Source organism: Streptomyces sp. Ag109_O5-1 (genome assembly GCF_003814875.1).
Lineage (GTDB): Bacteria > Actinomycetota > Actinomycetes > Streptomycetales > Streptomycetaceae > Streptomyces > Streptomyces sasae.
On the sequence record NZ_RKQF01000001.1, the window covers coordinates 9,149,141 to 9,166,560 of the forward strand.

Below are 17,420 nucleotides of genomic sequence, written 5' to 3' on the forward strand. Positions count from 1 at the left end.
CCCGGGAGAACCGGGAGCACCGGGTGAGCCACTTCGGACCCCTCACCTGAGGTCGGTCACTTGAGGGTCAGGAACCGCTGCGCCAACGACGCCAGCAGCACCGCCAGCAGCGGCAGCGAGAACCAGAAACTGCCCTGCAGCAGACGGATCTGACGCACCCCGGGCCGTACCGAGACCCGGACCACCTCGCGTGCCGTCAGGAGCAGGATCAGCGCCACGGCGGCGAGACCGCCGATCACCGACCACGGCGTCCAGGTGATCCGCGGCCCGATCGGCCCCGGATCCGGCTTCGCGACCGCGCCCGCGGGCTGCTTGCGCAGCGCGTACATGGTCACGTCGTCGTTGACCAGGACCTTCTTCAGCCCCTGCCGGTTGTCCAGGTTCTCGACCAGCCGGCTCTCCCAGGTCGCCGAGTACCCGGCGTCCATCTGGAGATAGGTCACCTGACTCCTGTTGATCATCAGATACGAGTTCGGGCCGGCGTCCTTGAGCGCCTTGACCAGGCTCGACACCAGGACCGGGTCGGTCGGCGCGAGAGTCGGCACATAGTCGACCCGCTCCATGTCCTTCGCGCCCCACGGAATCGCCGGGGTGACGTCGTTGACCGTGTCGTTGCTCAGCCACAGCAGCCGTACCGTCGGCTTGTCGTGGGCGTAGACATAGTCCATGGCGGCGACCTCGCCGGGCCGCACCCGCTCGAAGGACTCGTTGCCCCAACGGGCCACCAGGAAGCCGCCCATGAGCAGCAGGCCCGCCAGCAGCGCGGCCACCGGGGCCAGACTGACCCGGTCCTTCTCGCGCTCCTTCTCGGTGGCACCGGTGCGCGGGAACAGGGCGAGCGCGGCGAGCAGGGCCGCGCCCGGCAGCGCGAACATGAAGACGCGCAGCGCCATCTCGCCGCCGTACGACTGCATGCCGAAGCCCAGGAACGGGACGAAGGTCAGGACCAGCAGGGAACGCTCGCGGTACCGGTGGAAGCGGCGGCGCCACCAGCCCCAGACCGCGAACGCCATCATGCTGCCGGCCAGCAGGACCCGGACGTACAGGACCAGTTTGTGGGTCGAACTGCCGCCCTGGATACGGCCGGAGACGGACGTGGTGACATTGTTGCCGACCCCGCCGACCCCGCCGAACAGCTCGTTGAAGTGACCGGACCAGTACGGCTCGGCCATGAAGCCCAGCCAGACGGCCGCGACCACCCCGAACAGGATGGGCAGGCCGCGCAGTTCGGACCTGCCGATCAGGACCAGGGCGGCCAGTACGCCCAGCATCACGAACGGGGTGAGCTGGTGCGCCGGGACGGTCGCCGCGAACAGGCCGATCAGCACCATGAGGAGCACGGCCTGCTGGCGGCGGTCGGCCGGCTCGACCTCCGCCTCGCCCGGACGGTACTTCGTCCAGATCACGTGCGGGGCGCGGAACCAGACGAGCAGGATCGCCACGAACACCAGATAGAGCAGATAGGTGAAGCCCTGCGGGGAGAAGTAGTCCTGGCCGACCCAGCCGCACAGCACGAAGATCCAGATGCCGGTCCACTTCGCCCGCCAGCTCGCCCGCAACGACCGTACGAGCAGGAACATCGGTGCCAGATAGGCCAGTTGGATGAAGGTCGGCCACCAGCGGATGACCTCGGTGAAGTCCGTGACCCCGCAGGCCTTGCCGATGAACGCGGCCGCCGCGAAGAACCCGGGCCAGCTCCAGCGGGCGTCCAGGTCGGGTACGGCCGAGCCGGTGCGGTCGATGTAGTCGATGAAGCCGAGATGCTGCCAGGCGGTCGGGAAACGCGGCTCCGTCTCGATGACCGCCGGTAGCGCGTGCAACGACACGACCGTCGCCAGCAGGGTGACCAGCAGCAGCGCCTTGTGCTCCCGGCGCAGCCACAGCAGCGCGGCGAACACCGTGATCAGCAGCGCCGCCCCGACCAGCGTCGGCAGCGGGAGCACCGAGATCAGCCCCAGCCCGCCCATCCGGTCCAGGCCGGCGTCGTCCAGCCGGGCCGCCGGCACCCAGTACAACAGCAGCGCGGCGACGAGGAGGCAGCCGAGGACGACCCCCGGGCGGGTGGGCGTCAGCCGCTCCCGCAGCGAGAGCGCAGGCGCGGACTCCTCGGGAGGCTCGGCCGGCGGATCGCTCTTCCCCTGCGGTACGACCGCCTCCCCGAACGGCGCGTCGACCTCCGCCTCCTTCAGCAGTGAGGCCTCGGCAGGACCGAGCGAGGCCTCCGAGCCCGGTTCACGCTGTTCCACGGGCAACCCCAGGTTCCGCGGTGGGCGCAGTGCCCATGTGGGCCGGTCGGCAGGCCGGGCGTCGGGTCGTACAACGGGCGTCCCCGTGGGCGGAGTTCCCGGACCCGGCCGGACGTCCGGCCGCCGTTCCACGTGGTCGAAGTCGACATGGATGCCGAGGGCGAGGGTGTCGGAGTCCAGCGCCCAGGCCGGACCCCGCCTGCGCGGCGGCGCGGCGGGCGGGGCCTCGCGCGCCCCCAGGTCGGCGAGGTCCCCGTCCGGTGCCGCGCCCTCCGGTACCTCGGCCGCGGCCGCCCGGAGGGTCCTCCAGAGCTTCGGCGCGGCGATCGTCACGATCACCGCGAGGCTGGAGATCTCGGCCACGCCCGCGCCGGTCAGTCCCATCCGGGGCAGCAGCAGCAGGGTCAGGCCGAGCACCAGCACGCACAACAGGCCCTGCAGCCAGGCCAGTCCGCCCGTGCGGCTCTGCGCCCGCAGCACCGCGAAGTACGTCTCCATCACGACCCGGAGCAGCGCGCCGACCGCGAACCAGCGCAGCAGCGGGGTCGCCGCGTCCGCGTAACCGGGGCCGAACACGCCGAGGATCCAGGGCGCCCCGAAGAACAGCACCGTGCAGATGGGAATCATGATCCGGGCCATCCGCTTCAGCGCGGCCCGGGTGTTGGCCGCGAGGCGGGCCGGGTCGTGCGAGCCCTCGACGGTCAGCGAGGCGCCCATGTTGATGGCGAGCAGGTTGGTGGTGCCGCCGATGGTGGTGGTGATGTAGAAGTACGCGTTGTCCTTGGAGCTGACCTGCGAGGCGATGATCACCGGGACCAGGTAGACCACGGCGAGGGAGAACAGCGAGCCGGTGTAGTCGCCGGCCAGGAACCTGCCGATCTCCTTCAGCGTGGGCGGTTTCGCGTGGTCCGCGGTGGTCTTGATGTGCCGGGGCACCAGCCGCCGGAACACCAGCCAGCCCAGCGGTACGAACGAGGTGGCGATCGCGGCGACCCAGGAGACGAAGACACCGGCCATCGGGATCGCCGCCGCGAAGGCGACAAGGAGCGCCAGCTTCACAGCGGAGAAGACAGTGTTGCCGACCGGCACCCAGGGCGCGCTGCGCAGCCCGGTCAGCACGCCGTCCTGGAGTGTGAGCAGGTTCCAGGCGATCACGGCGACGACGAACCCGAGCCCGGGCAGCGGCCCGTGCAGGAAGCGGTACGACGGTCCCCACACGCCCAGGGTCATCAGGAAGACGCCGGCGGCCAGTGCCACGATCAGCGAACTTCCCGCGTAGGTGCGGAAGATGAGTCGTCCGGTGGCTTTGCCCGCGACCGGTATGAAGCGGGCCAGGGCGCCGGTCAGGGTGACCGCGGTCAGGCCCGCGAGGAGCTTCATGGCGGCGATGGCGGCGGAGCCCTGGCCGACCGCGGACTCCGAGTAGTAGCGGGCCGCGGCCAGCCAGAAGCCGAGGCCCAGCACGGCGGAGATGCCGGTGTTGAGCATCAGCGCATAGGCGTTCCGGAAGAGCGGGCTGCCGCCGGACGGGCCTTTCCGTCCGGGCAGGCGAAGACGGCGCCCCGACTGCTCGGGCGCCGGCGTCTGGGTGGTCGCGGCCTCGGTTGTGGTGGTCGTGTCAGACACGGGAACGGCTGGCCTTCCGGCGGACCTGGCGGGCTCTGCGGAGAACGGCGTACCCCTTGGTGAGGGCACGGTCCCTGGCGAAGTTGCGGGCGATCGCTCGGCCTTCGAGCAGTCGCGTGAACTCCTCGGCGTCGGTGCTGCGGCGTACGGTGACGCGTTGCAGCGCGTACGGACCCTGGTGGCGGCGGGCGAGGCCGTTGCCGACCGCGAGCGCCTGGGCGAACCCGCACTCGCGCACGGCCCGCCGGACCCGGCGGCTGGAGTAGCCGTACGGGTAGGCGAACGAGGATGGTGCGGCGCCCAGTTCCTCGGTGACGATCTCCCGGCACCCCACCAGCTCCGTGCGCAGCCGGTCGTCGTCCAGCTGGTCGAGCTGCGGATGGGTGTGGCTGTGGCCGCCGATCTCGCAGCCGGCGCCCGCGAGTTCGCGCACCTGGTCCCAGTCGAGCATGGTGTCCAGGCCGCATCCGGTGTCGTACGCGCCCCTGATCCAGCCCGTCGAGACGAACAGGGTGGACGCGAAACCGTGCTTGGCGAGGACCGGCAGGGCATGGCGGTGCACGCCCTCGTAGCCGTCGTCGAAGGTGATCAGGACGGGGCGGTGGGGGAGTGGGCCTCCCGAGCGCCAGTTCGCCGCCAGGGCGGCCGTGGTGACCGGGGTCAGCCCCAGGTCGCCGATGAGCGCCATCTGCTCGGCGAACGCCTCCGGCGCCACCGAGAGCGCGCGGGTGGCGTCGTTCGGTGCGGTCGCGACCGAGTGGTACATGAGGATCGGCACCGGTGCCTCAGCCATGGGTTCCCCCCTCGATCTCGGCGACGGAGAAGGTCGCCCCGCCCCGCCGTGCCCGTACGCTGCCCACCACATAGCCGCCGGCCGCCGTCAGCACCCCGGCGACGATCGCGCCGGCCCGGCCCGCGCCGCCCGGCCGGGCCAGCAGTGCGTCCCGCAGGCCACGAGCGACCCCGGCGGGCAGCACACGCGTGGTGTACCGGCGTTCGGACTCCAGGCCCTTGTCGGCGCCCACGCTGCGGGCGACGAGGGCCTTGGAGAGGCCCTCGGCGTAGGCGCGGGTGCGGAAGTAGCCGAAGTGTTCGCGGGCTTCCGGGACCCGGTGGTGGATCACCGCGCGGTCGTCGATGAGCAGTACGGCGTCCGGGCGGGCCCGGGTGAGGCGGATGCACAGCTCCGTCTCCTCGCAGCCCAGCGGGCGCTTGTCGCCGTCGCGGCCGATGCCGGTGGCGAAGCCGCCCGCCGCGTCGAAGGCCGTACGCCGGAAAGAAGCGTTTCCCCCGAGGACGTTGCGGACCCGGACCCGGCCGGCGGGCAGGCCCTTGTAGGTGCAGCCGACCACCCAGTCGAACTCCTCCGGGAACCAGTCCGGCCGGCGGCCCGAGGCCCAGATCGGCATGGTCCGGCCGCCGACCGCCATCACCCTGGGGTCGGCGTACCCCTCGGCGAAGCGGCGCAGCCAGTCCCGCTCGGCCACGGCGTCGTCGTCGAGGAAGGCGATCACCTCGCCGTAGGAGGCGGCGATGCCCGTGTTGCGGCCCGCGGACAGGCCGCGGGGGCCCGCGTTGGCGAGCACCCGCACCTCCGCGCTCTGCTTGTACTCCTTCGTGAGCCGTTCCAGGAGCGCCGGGTTGTGGTCGACGACCAGCAGGGTCTCCAGCGCAGGGTACGACTGGGCGTGCACCGAGGAGACCGCCGCGAGGATGTCCTCCCAGCGGTCCTCGGTGTAGACGCAGATCACGACGGAGATGTCGGGATCGCTCAAGACGACTCTCCCCGGCCCGTGGTGGTCATCGGGGAGTGCCGCACCTGCCGGCGCAGGTCACGCCGGTTGGAGCGTTCCTTGAGGATCACCTTGAGCACCCGCAGTCCGTCGCGTACGGCGCGCAGGTTGCTGGTGCCGTGGATGCGGAGGTACTCGTAGCTGGGTATCTCCTGCACCTTCAGGCCCGCCTTGACGACCCGGATGTTGATCAGGGTCTCGATCTCGAAGCCGGTGCAGTCGAGGTCGATCTTGTCGAGGCAGTGCCGCCAGAACGCGTTGTATCCGTAGCAGAGGTCGGTGTAGCGGGCGCCGAACTTGCGGTTGACGACCGTGCACAGCGCCCAGTTGCCGAGCTTGCGGATGAAGGTCATGTCGTCCGTGCCGCCGCCGTTGGCGAAGCGGGAGCCCTTGGCGAAGTCGGCGCCCGAGACCAGGGCGGAGACATACGAGACGATCTCGTGGCCGTCGGCCGAGCCGTCCGCGTCCACCATGACGATGATGTCGCCGGTGCACGCCTCGAACCCGGTGATCAGGGCATCTCCCTTGCCCTTGCCCCGCTGTTCGACGACTTTCACCTCGGGCCACAACTCCCGTGCCACTGCCACGGTGTTGTCGGTGGAATTGCCGTCGACAAGAACTACTTCGTGTATCCAGCCCGGAAGTGTCTTGAAGACGTAGGGGAGATTCTCCGCCTCATTCATGGCGGGGATCACCACGCTCACCGGCGGTGTGATCGCCAGGTGAGAGGAGATCGGCCGGTATTCGGCCGCCATTAAAGGATCTTGGCCCGAAGTCGGCGGGCGCAGAACAGAACTCATGAGTCTTGTCCCTCTCGTCCGGTGGACCGCCCGCCCCTGGGCGGCCCGGCTTGGTATCCGGTTCGAAAGGGGGGTTCTCACCCGTGGCGTGGAGAACGGATCTCCGTACCCGCAGGTGAGCTGGCAAAGCTGGCCGGGCCGCCGGGAAACGGCGGCCGGTCGCGCGGCACGACTCGGAAACGACAGTGGTCACACGCGAAACTGCTGTGGTCACACATATTGCGGTCACCGAGCACGGCACCCCCCTACCGCGCCCCGCTCCGGAAGATCGCGGTCCTTGAGCCCTCCCCTAGAGCCGCTTGATGATGATCCGGTGCGGGTTGTGAGATGTACGACGATATTGACGATTGGACCAGTATGGCAAGTCCCGGAACTGACCCTCACGTTTTTGTTGGTTTGGCCGTTACACAACTTTGGCCGACCTTGTTCATTGCCTCGAACGGATTTTCCTGATCCGTTCGAGAATTCGCTCCACTGGTCGCATTCGCACCAGCAGGAGCAGCAGGAGGCTGATCACGGACACCGCGACGATTCCGCCGCGCCACGACCAGCGATGGGTGGCGAGCATGCCCTGGGCCACCAGCATGTCCAGGGCGACGGCGCCCGCGAGAGCGGTGAGGGCGCGCGCGAACGGATCGAGTCCGCGCAGAGCCAGTGCGATCGCCGCGGCCGGCGCGGCGAGCAGGAAGAACAGCGCCGACGGCCCGCGCAATGCCGAGTCCGAGTCCGTCAGGGCGAGCAGTGCGCCGGCCGCACCGATGGCCGTCGCGGCTCCCGCGAGCAGCGGTCCCAGGTCCCTCCCCGGTCCTGGCCGTGCCCGTTCCTCCGCCGTTGATGATGTCTTGAGTCGTATGGACTGCATGGCCGACTTTGCCCCCCAAGGCGTCGGATGCCGGGCTTCAATGTCGCGCAGCCGAACGGGAGGCGTCAAGCGGGTCTCCGGACATGACCGTTCCCCGGAGACACCTGTTGTCTCCGGGGAACAAGTCGCTCGATTTCGGTCCGTACCGGTGATCGGTTACGACACGGACCTCAGGGGCCCGGCTACGACGCGAGCTTCAGGAGCTTGTTCGGTGAGCCGGTGCCCACGCTGGTGAGCACGTTGGACGTCGCTCCGCCGACCAGGGCCGTGGCGACCTGGGCCGGGGTGGCCGAGGTGTGGCCCGCGAGGTAGACGGCGGCGGCGCCGGCCACGTGCGGGGTGGCCATCGAGGTGCCCGACAGGGTGGCGGTGGCGGTGTCGCTGGTGTTGTAACCCGCCGTGATGGAGGAGCCGGGCGCGAAGAGGTCCAGGACCGAGCCGTAGTTCGAGTAGCTGGCCCTGGCGTCGGAGCCGGTGGTGGCGCCGACGGTGATGGCGGCGGCGACCGGGCCGGGGAGTACGAGGAGGCGTTGGCGCTGCTGTTGCCCGCCGCGATCGCGTAGGTCACCCCGCTGGCTATGGAGTTGGAGACCGCGGTGTCGAGCGAGGTGGACGCCGAGCCGCCGAGGGACATGTTGGCGACCGCCGGGGTGGTGTGGTTCGAGGTCACCCAGTCGATGCCGGCGATGACTCCGGCGGTGGTGCCCGAGCCGCTGTTGTCCAGCACCCGCACGGCCACGATGTTCGCCTTCTTGGCCACACCGTAGGTCGAGCCCGCGATGGTGGTCGCCACATGGGTGCCGTGGCCGTTGCCGTCGGAGGCGGTGGTGTCGCCGTCGACCGCGTCATAGCCGTAGGAGGCGCGGCCGCTGATCTGGGTGTGGGTGATCCGCACACCGGTGTCGATGACATAGACGGTCACACCACTGCCCGCGGTGTCCGGGTAGGTGTAGGTGCCGGACAGCGGGAGGCTCGCCTGGTCGATGCGGTCCAGGCCCCAGGGGGCACTGGACTGCGTGGTGTCGGTCAGCCGGACGGTCTGGTCCTGCTCGACGGTCGCCACCGCGGGGTCGGCGGCGAGTCTCGCGGCCTCGCCCGCCGAGAGCTCGGCCGAGTAGCCGTTCAGCACCTTGCCGAACGTCTTCCTGACCGTACCGCCGTACCGAGAACGCGCAGGATCGGTCCGGTTGGGGCCGGTTGAGACCCTGAAAAGTTTTGGCATGGACACTTCCCGTCAACACGCGTAGTTGCTACGACAGTTGTGGCAGAGATCCTGCTAAAGGGAGGTTCCATGAGACGTTCCCGAATTACGGCATACGTGACTTCACTCCTCCTCGCCGGCGGCCTCGCACTCACCGGGGCCGCAACGGAAGCGCAGGCCGCAACCGGGGGCTATGTGGCGCTCGGCGACTCGTACTCATCCGGTGTCGGCGCCGGCAGTTACATCAGTTCGAGCGGCAGCTGCGACCGCAGCACCAACGCCTACCCGTACCTGTGGAACGCCGCCCACAGCCCGTCCTCGTTCTCGTTCCTCGCCTGCTCGGGCGCCACCACCGACGACGTGCTCTCCGGCCAGCTCGGCACGCTCAGCTCGTCCACCGCCCTGGTCTCCATCACCATCGGCGGCAACGACGCGGGCTTCGCCGACGTCATGACGACCTGTGTGCTCAGCTCCGACAGCACCTGCCTGTCCCGGATCAGCACCGCCGAGGCCTACGTCGACTCCACACTCCCCGGCAAACTCGACAACGTGTACGACGCGATCACCGCCAAGGCCCCCAACGCCAAGGTGGTCGTGCTCAGTTACCCCCGCTTCTACCTGCTGGGCACAACCTGCCTCGGTCTCTCCGCGACCAAGCGCTCCGCCATCAACGGCGCCGCCGACTACATCGACGCCGCGATCGCCAAGCGCGCCGCCGACCACGGCTTCACCTTCGGCGACGTCCGCAGCGCGTTCTCCAGCCACGAGATCTGCTCCAGCAGCTCCTGGCTGCACAGCGTCAACTGGCTGGACATCACCGAGTCGTACCACCCCACCGCGGCCGGCCAGTCCGGCGGCTATCTGCCGGCCCTGACCAGCAACGCGTCCTGAGCCTCACTGAGAGTTCGAGGGCGAAGGCGATTCGGAGGCCCCGCCGGTCGGGGTCTCCGTCGTCTTGGTGCAGGTCACCGAGAACGGCACCGAGTTGGACGTGGTCTTCACGGGGCTGCGCACCTCGACGGCGATCGAGTCGTTGAGCGTCCCGCTGTCGGACCAGGTCGTCACGGTCACCCTGGTCTGCCGGTTCTTCCCGCCACCGTCCGGGAAGGACAGCGTCTTCCAGCCCTTGTCGTCCAGCGACCCGTTCTTCAGCACCCACCGGTACTGCACGTCCACCGGCACGCTCCCGACCGTGAACGTCGCGGTGAACGTGGGCGCCTGCGCGGTCGGCGGCGGACAGGATCCCGAGTAGTCGGTGCGCGACCCGGCCACGCTGACCTGCACGCTCTGCGCGGGCGCGCTGCTGCTCGCGGACGCCGACGGCGAGGTGGATCTGGTGCTGCTGCTGTGGCTGGGCGCCGGGGAGCTGAGGTTGCTCGCCGACTGGCCGGCGCCGGAGTCGTTGCCGTTCCCCTTGCCGTTGTCGTGGTTGAGCAGGGCGTACGTCAGCCCGCCCAGCGCGAGGACCACCAGCACCAGGCCGATGAGCAGGACGGTACCGGCGCGGCGGTTGCCTTCACGCTCGGGAGCGGGTGGCCGGGTGCCCGTCGGAGTGGGGAAAGGGGTGGGCAGCGGGGGCGTGGGGGAGTTCGGCCGAGGCTGCGGGGCGACCAGTGTCGGGGTCTCGTAGGGCGCCGGGACCGGGACCGTGACGGCCGTGCCGGGGGTGCCTCCGGCGGCGATCAACCGCAGGTCCCGCTCGGCCTGTTCGGCCGGCAGCCGCGCCCCCGGGTCCTTGCGGAGCAGGCCCTCGATGACGGGGGTGAGAGGTCCGGCGTGGTATGGCGGCGGCAACTCCTCGTCCACCACGGCCCGCAGGGTGCTCAGCGGGGTGTTCTGCCGGAACGGGGAGGTGCCCTCCACCGCCGCGTACAGCAGCACGCCGAGCGACCACAGGTCGGACTCGGCGCCGAACGCCCGCCCCAACGCCCGCTCCGGGGCCAGGAACTCGGGCGAGCCGATCACCTCGCCGGTCATGGTCAGCGCCGAGCTGCCCTCGACCGTGGCGATCCCGAAGTCGGTGAGCACCACCCGGCCGTCGTTCGACAGCAGCACATTGCCAGGCTTCACGTCCCGGTGCAGCACCCCGGCGGCATGCGCGGCCCGCAGCGCGGACAGCACCTCGGCGCCGATGCCGGCGGCCCGCTGCGGGGACATCGGCCCTTCCGTGTCCAGGACGTCCGCGAGGGACACCCCGGGGATCAACTCCATGACGATCCAGGGCCGTCCGCCCTCCATCGCCACGTCGTACACCGTCACCACATTGCGGTTCGCGACCCGGGCCGCGGCCCAGGCCTCGCGCTCCAGACGGGCGTACATCCGCTCGACGTCGGAGCCGGGCAGCCCGGCGGGAGCTCGCACCTCCTTGACGGCGACGTCACGGCCCAGCACTTCGTCACGGGCCCGCCACACGGTGCCCATACCGCCCTCGCCGAGCGGGGACAGCAGTCGGTAGCGGTCCGCGATCACTCGCTCACGACCCGGCTCTTCGGTCACGGGTGCCCCCCACGGCATCTCGCGTTGTTCATCACAAACGTAGCTCAGAGCAGTGCGGACGCGGCTCCCTTGAGCACCAATCCGACGCCCAGGGCCACGACGACCAGCGCCGAAGTCAGCGGAATGGTCCGGCGGACCAGGGTGGCCATGGGGTGGGCGGTCCAGCGAGGGCGTTTGTCCAGCACCCGGGTCATTCCCGTACCCAGCTTGACGACGGCGAACCCGGCGGCGGTCAACGTCAGCGCGAGACCGATGCCGTAGGCGACGACGAGCAGGAGCCCGAACCAGGCCTGCCCGAGGGCTGCGGCGCCGACCAGCACGACGACGGCGGAGGGGCTGGGGACGAGGCCGCCGGCGAATCCGAGCAGGATCGTGCCGCGCAGGGTGGGGGCGGTGCTGTGCGTGTGCGTGAAGCCGCCGTGGGAGTGGGTGTGGCCGTGCGCATCGTCGTGGTCGTGGTCGTGGTCGTGTGTGTGGCCATGGTCGTGGTCGTGGCTGTGATCGTGCGCGTGCCCATGGTCGCGCTCGTGGCCGTGCTCGTGCTCGTGGTCGTGTCCGTGGGTGTGCGCGTGCCCGGCGCCATGGCCGTGGGAGTGTCCGTCCGCATGTCCGTCGGCGTGTTCGTGGGCGTGTCCGTCGGTGTGTGCCGCGCCCACCAGGGCAAGTTGGCGTTGCTCGGTCTCCGCGGGGCCGTGCTCGTGGTGCTGGTGCTGATGCGCCCTGCTCCGCCAGGCCCGCCGCGTCAGGTTCACGCCCGCCGCCAGGACCATGAGGCCGCTCGCGATGCCCAGCCAGGCGATCACCGACGGCGTGGCCGCCGAGCCGGCCGTGACGAGGATGCCCAGGGCCACCACGCCCAGGGTGTGGGTGACCGTCACCGACGCGGCCAGCGGGAGGACGTCACGCAGGCGGGCGCGGCCGCCGCGGGCCGCTGCCGTCGCCGCCATCAGCGTCTTGCCGTGGCCCGGGGCGAGGGCGTGCATCGCGCCGAGGGCGATCGCGATGAACAGCGCGAGCGTGGCGAAGCCGAAGGTGAGGTGGTTGCGGGCGACCAGGTCGGTCAGGGCCTGGGTCCAGCGGTCGATGCCCCGGGGCAGGATCGCGGCGCCCGGGGTGTCCTGCCGTTCCTCGGCGAGGGCCGGGCCACCGGGCCGTACGTGGACGGCGGCGGTCGTGATGTCCGCCGGGGAGGACAGCAGGTCCTTCGGATAGCTGGTGAGTTCGTGGGAGAGGGACGTCTTCGGTACGTCCGTCTTCGTCAGCGTCATCCGGTCGCCGCGCGCCGTGATCTCCCGCCAGCCGGGACCGGTGTCGGTGCCCGCGCTGTGGAAGCCGAGGGTGACGCCGGCGCCCTCAGGGAGCGGCGCGGTGAAGCGGCACTCGACGCGCAGGGTGTTCAGCCCGGCCTGTCCGGGACGCAGTTCGGCGTGGCTGGTCCGGACGGTCAGGGGCGTCGCCGTGCCGTCGACGGTGAGCTTGCTGCCGTCCGCCGCCGTAGCGCAGCGCTGCTCGGCCCACTTGGCCGTGCCGAGCCGCTTCAGGTCGGGCTTGGCCTGGGTCGCCGGGATCTCGGCGAGGTCCTCGAAGTGGTCGACGCGGAGCTGTCCGGGGGCGGCGACCAGACCGTCGTACTTGTTGACGGTGAAGTTGCCGAGCGGGTGGGCGCTCGCGGCGGCGGCCGGCAGGAGGGTCAGGGCACAGGCCGCGGTGAGGACGGCGGCGGCACGGCGGAGGTTCACTTCGAGTCCTCCAGCGCCTTGCGGGCCGTGCGGGCGCCCAGCGGGGAGAAGCCGGGGTTGAGCTTGAGGGCCTTGGTGAGCGAGGCCCGGCCGGCCGCCTTCTCGCCGTTCGCCAGCTCGATCATGCCCAGGTGGTAGGTGAAGGAGGCGTTGTGGTAGCCGGTGGCGGTGGCCTGCCGGGCGTAGGGCAGCGCTTCCTTGTCCTTGCCGTTGACGTGCAGGGCCCAGGCCAGCGCGTCGGCCGTGTGCACGGTGTGGCGGCGGGCCCATTCGGCGCGGGCGGCCTTCAGCGCCTCGGCCTTGTTGCCGTGGTCGGCGGCGGCGAGGGCGGTGTCCAGGTCGGCGTTCACGCCGTTCGCACGGGCGAGTGCGATCCAGGCCTCGACGAGGGCGTACTGGTCCTCGGCCTTCGCCTTGTCACCCTTGGCCCCGCGGTCCTCGTACAACTCACCGAGTTCGACGAGCGGTTGGGGCAGCGGATAGCGGGAGACGACCAGTTCCATGCCCTTGATGGCGTCGGCGCGGTCGCCCATCGCCGCCTGGGTGCGCGCCCGGCCCTCCAGCGCGGGAAGGTAGTTCTCGTCGGCGGTCAGGGCGCGGGCGTAGTAGTCGGCCGCGTTCTTGTAGTCGCCCTGGTTCCAGGCGAGCAGACCGAGCTGCGCGGACACATAGGCGATGTCGCCCTTCGCCGTGGCCGTGGACAGTGCCTGCTGCAGTACGCGCTGCGCCGTCTTCACATCGCCCCGCAGCTCCCGCACATACGCGTACCGGGTGAACACCGGGACGCCCGGCTTGCGCTGGTCGGCGAGGTCGGCCGCCTTGGCCGCGTCGTCGTACCGGCCGAGCTCGACCAGGGCGTCGATACGGGAGGACAGGGCGTCCGCGCTGTACGGGTTCTCCTTGAGGGCCTGGTCCGCGTAGGTGAGCGCCTGCGCGAACTCGTGCCGGGCGGCGGCCAGCGCGGCCTCGCCGGCCAGCGCCTGGTCGTTGCCCGGGGTGATCTGCAGCGCGCGCTTCAGGGACTTCTGGGCCTGCGGGTAGCGGGACGGGTCGCCCTTGGTGCGCGCCTGCTCGACATAGGCGACGGCGAGGGTGGCCCAGCTGTCGGAGTCCTTCGGCTGGGTCCGGAGATGGGCCTGGAGCGCGGCGATGCTCGCGTCGAGGCTGCCGCTGGCGAGCAGCGCCGGCGATACGGCACTGGACGTGGCCACCGGCGTCGTACCGTCGTTCCCGGTGGCCCCGACGGCGATCGCCCCGCCGGTCAGCGCGATCGCCAACAGCACGGCGGAACCGGCGAGTCGGGTCCGCCGCCAGTTCCGCCCCGCGGCGGCGAACCGGCGCAGGGCGGTGACGCGCTCGTCGTCCTTCGTGTCGGCGGGCTGCTTCTCGTTCGTACCCGGGGCCATGCCCTCTCCTAGTACATGTCGCATGGGGCGGCGCGGCCCGCTGCCGTGGGGGATTGGGTGGGAGCGGGCCGCGCCAGTTTGTGATGTGGGGGGAAGGGGTGGGGGATGGGTTGGGGGGAATCCGCCGTCTTAGTAGGGCCGCTGCATCCGGCGGCGCCACCGGCCGAACGCCGTACCGATCAGCAGGACGCCCGCTGCACCCGCGGCCGCCGACCCGGCGATCAGCATCGTGTTGTTGCCGCTGGAGCCGGTCAGCGCATCACCCAGCGCGCTCTTCGTGGTGCTCCCGGAAGCCGTGCCCTTGGCGAGCGCACCGCGCGAACCGGACGTCGGCTCGGCCACGTACGGGAAGTACTTCTCGAAGCTCTTGTCGTTCTTGTCGACCGCGTCGCCCAGGTCGTTCTTGGAACCGACCAGTTCGCCCTCCACGACCTGGAGCGCCTCGTCGATCACGTCATCGGTGAGCCGACGGCCGTTCGGGAAGCCCGCGTTGTCGCCGTCCAGGACACCGAGCCGCTTCGGCTTGGCGGTGGGCTTGATGGAGGTGTTCAGACGGAGCATCTCCGACGGCTGCGCGTACGGCTGCAACGTGTTGAGGCCCTTGACGCCCGTGAGGAACACGCTGACGAGGTCGTTGCGGGGCTCGGACGGCGCCTTGATGTTGTAGATCGCCTGGATGAGCTTCGGCAGTTCCGGGTTGGTGACGTTCTTCAGGAACTGCGCGTCGTCCTTGGGCTGGGACGCGTTGAACTTGTCCTTGTCCTTCTGCGGGTTGACGACCTCGTTGACCAGCGGGTTGCCGAGGCGCGAGACCTGCGTGTAGTAGCCCTGCGCGTTCCTGCGCTGGGTCGTCGCGTAGATGCCGACGGTCGGGTGCTTCGCCGACTGCCGGATCAGGTCGTTCGGCACCTGGAGGGCCATCGTGTTGACGTTGTAGCCCTTGAGGGTGTCGTTGCCGACCTCGGAGAGGTTGCCGCCGTACAGCAGGTCGAAGACGCGCAGGTCCGCGAAGAACGGGTCGTCGGCCTGGCCGGCGAAGGTCACGGCGCCGCCCGCCGTCTTGTAGATGGCCTGGGAACGCAGCTTCGCGTAGTCGGGCATCGACGCCTTGCCGACGTTCGACGGAGCCGCCGGGACGTCGCTGGCGATCCTCGTCTTGTACTGCTCCTTGCCCTTCTTCAGCTTGATGAGGTCAAGGTTGTACGACTGCGTGACGTTCAGGTCGGGGTCGGTCAGATTGTTGACCACACCCGTGTTGTAGAGGAACGACTTCTTGTTCTTGATCTGGGTCTTGAAGGTGTAGCGGAAGATCAGGTCGTCCAGCGCATCACCGTTGTTGTCGATGTGGATGTCGTACTGGGCGTCGTCGGCGAACTGGTAGAAGTTCGGTCCGCCGGCCGGCTCCTCGAAGGGGATGACGTCCGACACGATCGTCGTGGTGTCGGGCTTGTCCGGGCTGACGAACGCGTACAGGTCCGTGTTGTCGTACTGCGGAGTGCCCGAGATGAGCGGGGCCTCCCGGTGGGAGGAGGCGGAGGCCGCCCCCGGTTCCAGCGCGGCGACGCCGACGGCTGTGATCCCGCCGGTCGCCAGTGCCCCGCAGATGAGCGTGACAAGGCCCTTGCGCCCCATACCGCTCCTGGAGATTAGAGGTGTCATGCCGTCCGTCCCTCGGTCCCAACTTGCTTGACGGACGGGTATACGGAGCGGGAGGGCCGTTTGGATTGGTCCGAAGAAAAAAATCTTTTCTTCCTGCTCGACCCGCGTTTTTGCCTTCCGCATACGTACCCATGCCGGAGGTGCGTCCAGTTGCGAATGCCTGGTGTGGGAGGACGGGCCGGGTGCGGCCGGAGAAGGAGGGACGGGGTGGAGGCGGACGAACTGCTGGTGCTTGTCGCGGCCGGCGACCAGAAGGCGTTCGAGGACCTCTACGCTCTGGTGTCCGGGCCGGTGTTCGGGCTCGTACGACGTGTGGTCCGCGATCCCGCCCAGTCCGAGGAGGTGTCCCAGGAGGTGCTCCTCGAACTCTGGCGCTCCGCGCCCAAGTTCGATCCCGGCCGGGGCAGCGCCCTCTCCTGGATCCTCACCCTCGCCCACCGCCGCGCCGTCGACCGGGTGCGCAGCGCCCGCGCGGCCGGCGAGCGCGAACAGCGCGAGGCCCTGCGCGCGGGCGAACCCGCCTTCGACCAGGTCGCCGAGACGGTGGAAGCCGGCCTGGAACGCGAATGGGTACGCCGCTGCCTGGACCGCCTCACCGCCCTCCAGCGCCAGTCCGTCACCCTCGCCTACTACGACGGCTACACGTACCGTGAGGTCGCCGAGCGGCTCAAACTGCCGCTGGGCACGGTCAAGACACGGATGCGCGACGGACTCACCCGGCTGCGTGACTGCCTGGGAGGCGTGGCATGAGCCTGGTCGGCCGGCTGCTGCACCGCGAGGACCTGCACTCGCTGGCCGCGCCCTATGCCCTGGACGCCCTGGAACCCGGTGAGCGGCGCCGCTTCGAGAAGCACCTGGGGGGCTGCGACCGGTGTGCCGCCGAGGTCCGGGCGCTCACCGAGGACGCCGTACGGCTCGCCTGGTCCACGGCCGCTCCGCCGCCCCTGGCGATGCGCGACCGGGTGCTGGCCGCCGTACGCGCCACCCCGCAGGAGCCGGCCCCCGGCCAGGAACACGTCCCCAATCTGCCGCCGCACGTCTGGGGCGTGCAGCCTCCGCCGCAGCGCCGGCGCCCGCGCCCCCTGTTCGTACCGTTCGCCACGGTCACCGCGGCCGCCGCGCTGGTCGTCGCCTCGCTCTTCGCGGTGCAGGCCAACCGGACGCAGGATCAGCTCGACGCCGAGCGGACCCAGTCGCGTGAGATCGCCCACGTTCTGGCCGCGCCCGACGCGCTCGCGACCAACGCCAAGGACGCGCAGGGCCGAAGTATCGGAGCGGTGGCCTCCGCATCGGAGGGGCAGGCTGTCATCACGCTCAGCGGATACGGCACCCCGTCGAACGGCCGGGTGCACCAGCTCTGGCTCATGCGCCCCCATGTGCAACCGCGCTCCCTCGGGCTTTTCAAGGCCGACACGCCCCTGGTCGCCACGGGTCTGACCAGATCCGCGACGTCACTCGCGGTGACTGTCGAACCTGCGGGCGGATCAGCACAGCCCACCAGCCAGCCAGTTGTCCAACTCGCCCTGAAATCGGTTGGATTCGGAGAGTAATCGAAGAGGGGTCGTCAACACCCTTGCGGGGAAGGTGAATCC

General features: G+C 70.2%; 12 protein-coding genes and 1 pseudogene. 3 read left to right on the top strand and 10 right to left on the bottom strand.

From position 1 onward, the window contains the following. Window positions 1–56 precede the first annotated feature (56 nt). The 6 genes and pseudogenes from EDD90_RS41690 to EDD90_RS41715 all read right to left on the bottom strand — a co-directional run. On the bottom strand, window positions 57–3,872 hold the full coding sequence (locus EDD90_RS41690; protein WP_123978272.1) for a lipopolysaccharide biosynthesis protein: 3,816 nt from the start codon (window positions 3,870–3,872) through the stop codon (window positions 57–59). Then, a complete protein-coding gene (locus EDD90_RS41695; RefSeq protein WP_185149411.1) occupies window positions 3,865–4,665 on the bottom strand; it encodes a polysaccharide deacetylase family protein in 801 nt (266 codons plus the stop codon). The genes EDD90_RS41690 and EDD90_RS41695 overlap by 8 nt, the downstream gene beginning before the upstream one ends. Then, window positions 4,658–5,647, bottom strand: coding sequence for a glycosyltransferase family 2 protein (locus tag EDD90_RS41700; protein ID WP_123978273.1), 990 nt, complete (start codon window positions 5,645–5,647; stop codon window positions 4,658–4,660). The genes EDD90_RS41695 and EDD90_RS41700 overlap by 8 nt, the downstream gene beginning before the upstream one ends. Beyond that, the gene (locus tag EDD90_RS41705; protein ID WP_123978274.1) at window positions 5,644–6,465 is read right to left on the bottom strand and encodes a glycosyltransferase family 2 protein; all 822 of its coding nucleotides are present in this window, start codon (window positions 6,463–6,465) and stop codon (window positions 5,644–5,646) included. The genes EDD90_RS41700 and EDD90_RS41705 overlap by 4 nt, the downstream gene beginning before the upstream one ends. A gap of 427 nt (window positions 6,466–6,892) precedes the next feature. Continuing rightward, on the bottom strand, window positions 6,893–7,327 hold the full coding sequence (locus EDD90_RS41710; protein ID WP_260328465.1) for a hypothetical protein: 435 nt from the start codon (window positions 7,325–7,327) through the stop codon (window positions 6,893–6,895). A 182-nt stretch (window positions 7,328–7,509) separates the two neighbouring features. Next, window positions 7,510–8,489, bottom strand: a pseudogene (locus EDD90_RS41715) (S8 family peptidase); the annotation flags it as partial. A gap of 129 nt (window positions 8,490–8,618) precedes the next feature. Between EDD90_RS41715 and EDD90_RS41720 the strand changes: the two are divergent. Beyond that, a complete protein-coding gene (locus tag EDD90_RS41720) occupies window positions 8,619–9,419 on the top strand; it encodes an SGNH/GDSL hydrolase family protein (protein ID WP_123978275.1) in 801 nt (266 codons plus the stop codon). Window positions 9,420–9,422: 3 nt separating this feature from the next. Here EDD90_RS41720 and EDD90_RS41725 read toward each other — a convergent pair whose 3' ends face one another. The 4 genes from EDD90_RS41725 to EDD90_RS41740 all read right to left on the bottom strand — a co-directional run bounded on the left by EDD90_RS41725 (window position 9,423) and on the right by EDD90_RS41740 (window position 15,828). Then, window positions 9,423–11,042, bottom strand: coding sequence for a serine/threonine-protein kinase (locus tag EDD90_RS41725; RefSeq protein ID WP_123978276.1), 1,620 nt, complete (start codon window positions 11,040–11,042; stop codon window positions 9,423–9,425). A gap of 26 nt (window positions 11,043–11,068) precedes the next feature. After that, entirely contained in the window at window positions 11,069–12,763 is a 1,695-nt protein-coding gene (locus EDD90_RS41730) for a nickel transporter (RefSeq protein WP_123978277.1), read from the bottom strand. Continuing rightward, a complete protein-coding gene (locus EDD90_RS41735; protein ID WP_260328467.1) occupies window positions 12,760–14,169 on the bottom strand; it encodes a lipopolysaccharide assembly protein LapB in 1,410 nt (469 codons plus the stop codon). The genes EDD90_RS41730 and EDD90_RS41735 overlap by 4 nt, the downstream gene beginning before the upstream one ends. Window positions 14,170–14,298: 129 nt before the next feature. Beyond that, complete coding sequence (locus EDD90_RS41740; RefSeq protein WP_123978279.1) at window positions 14,299–15,828, bottom strand: DUF4331 domain-containing protein; 1,530 nt, start codon at window positions 15,826–15,828, stop codon at window positions 14,299–14,301. 207 nt (window positions 15,829–16,035) lie between these two features. Between EDD90_RS41740 and EDD90_RS41745 the strand changes: the two genes are divergently transcribed. Together EDD90_RS41745 and EDD90_RS41750 are read left to right on the top strand one after the other, a co-directional pair. After that, window positions 16,036–16,578 (top strand): sigma-70 family RNA polymerase sigma factor, encoded by a 543-nt coding sequence (locus EDD90_RS41745; protein WP_123978280.1) that lies wholly within the window; start codon window positions 16,036–16,038, stop codon window positions 16,576–16,578. Continuing rightward, window positions 16,575–17,378 (top strand): anti-sigma factor domain-containing protein, encoded by an 804-nt coding sequence (locus tag EDD90_RS41750; protein ID WP_123978281.1) that lies wholly within the window; start codon window positions 16,575–16,577, stop codon window positions 17,376–17,378. Before EDD90_RS41745 ends, EDD90_RS41750 begins: the two co-directional genes overlap by 4 nt. Window positions 17,379–17,420: the final 42 nt, after the last annotated feature.

Excerpts from the sequence above, each read along its gene's own strand:
- EDD90_RS41695 (WP_185149411.1), bottom strand. The coding sequence starts at position 4,665 with ATGGCTGAGGCACCGGTGCCGATCCTCATGTACCACTCGGTCGCGACC.
- EDD90_RS41705 (WP_123978274.1), bottom strand. The coding sequence starts at position 6,465 with ATGAGTTCTGTTCTGCGCCCGCCGACTTCGGGCCAAGATCCTTTAATG.
- EDD90_RS41710 (WP_260328465.1), bottom strand. The coding sequence starts at position 7,327 with ATGCAGTCCATACGACTCAAGACATCATCAACGGCGGAGGAACGGGCA.
- EDD90_RS41720 (WP_123978275.1), top strand. The coding sequence starts at position 8,619 with ATGAGACGTTCCCGAATTACGGCATACGTGACTTCACTCCTCCTCGCC.
- EDD90_RS41725 (WP_123978276.1), bottom strand. The coding sequence starts at position 11,042 with ATGCCGTGGGGGGCACCCGTGACCGAAGAGCCGGGTCGTGAGCGAGTG.
- EDD90_RS41735 (WP_260328467.1), bottom strand. The coding sequence starts at position 14,169 with ATGGCCCCGGGTACGAACGAGAAGCAGCCCGCCGACACGAAGGACGAC.
- EDD90_RS41740 (WP_123978279.1), bottom strand. The coding sequence starts at position 15,828 with ATGACACCTCTAATCTCCAGGAGCGGTATGGGGCGCAAGGGCCTTGTC.
- EDD90_RS41750 (WP_123978281.1), top strand. The coding sequence starts at position 16,575 with ATGAGCCTGGTCGGCCGGCTGCTGCACCGCGAGGACCTGCACTCGCTG.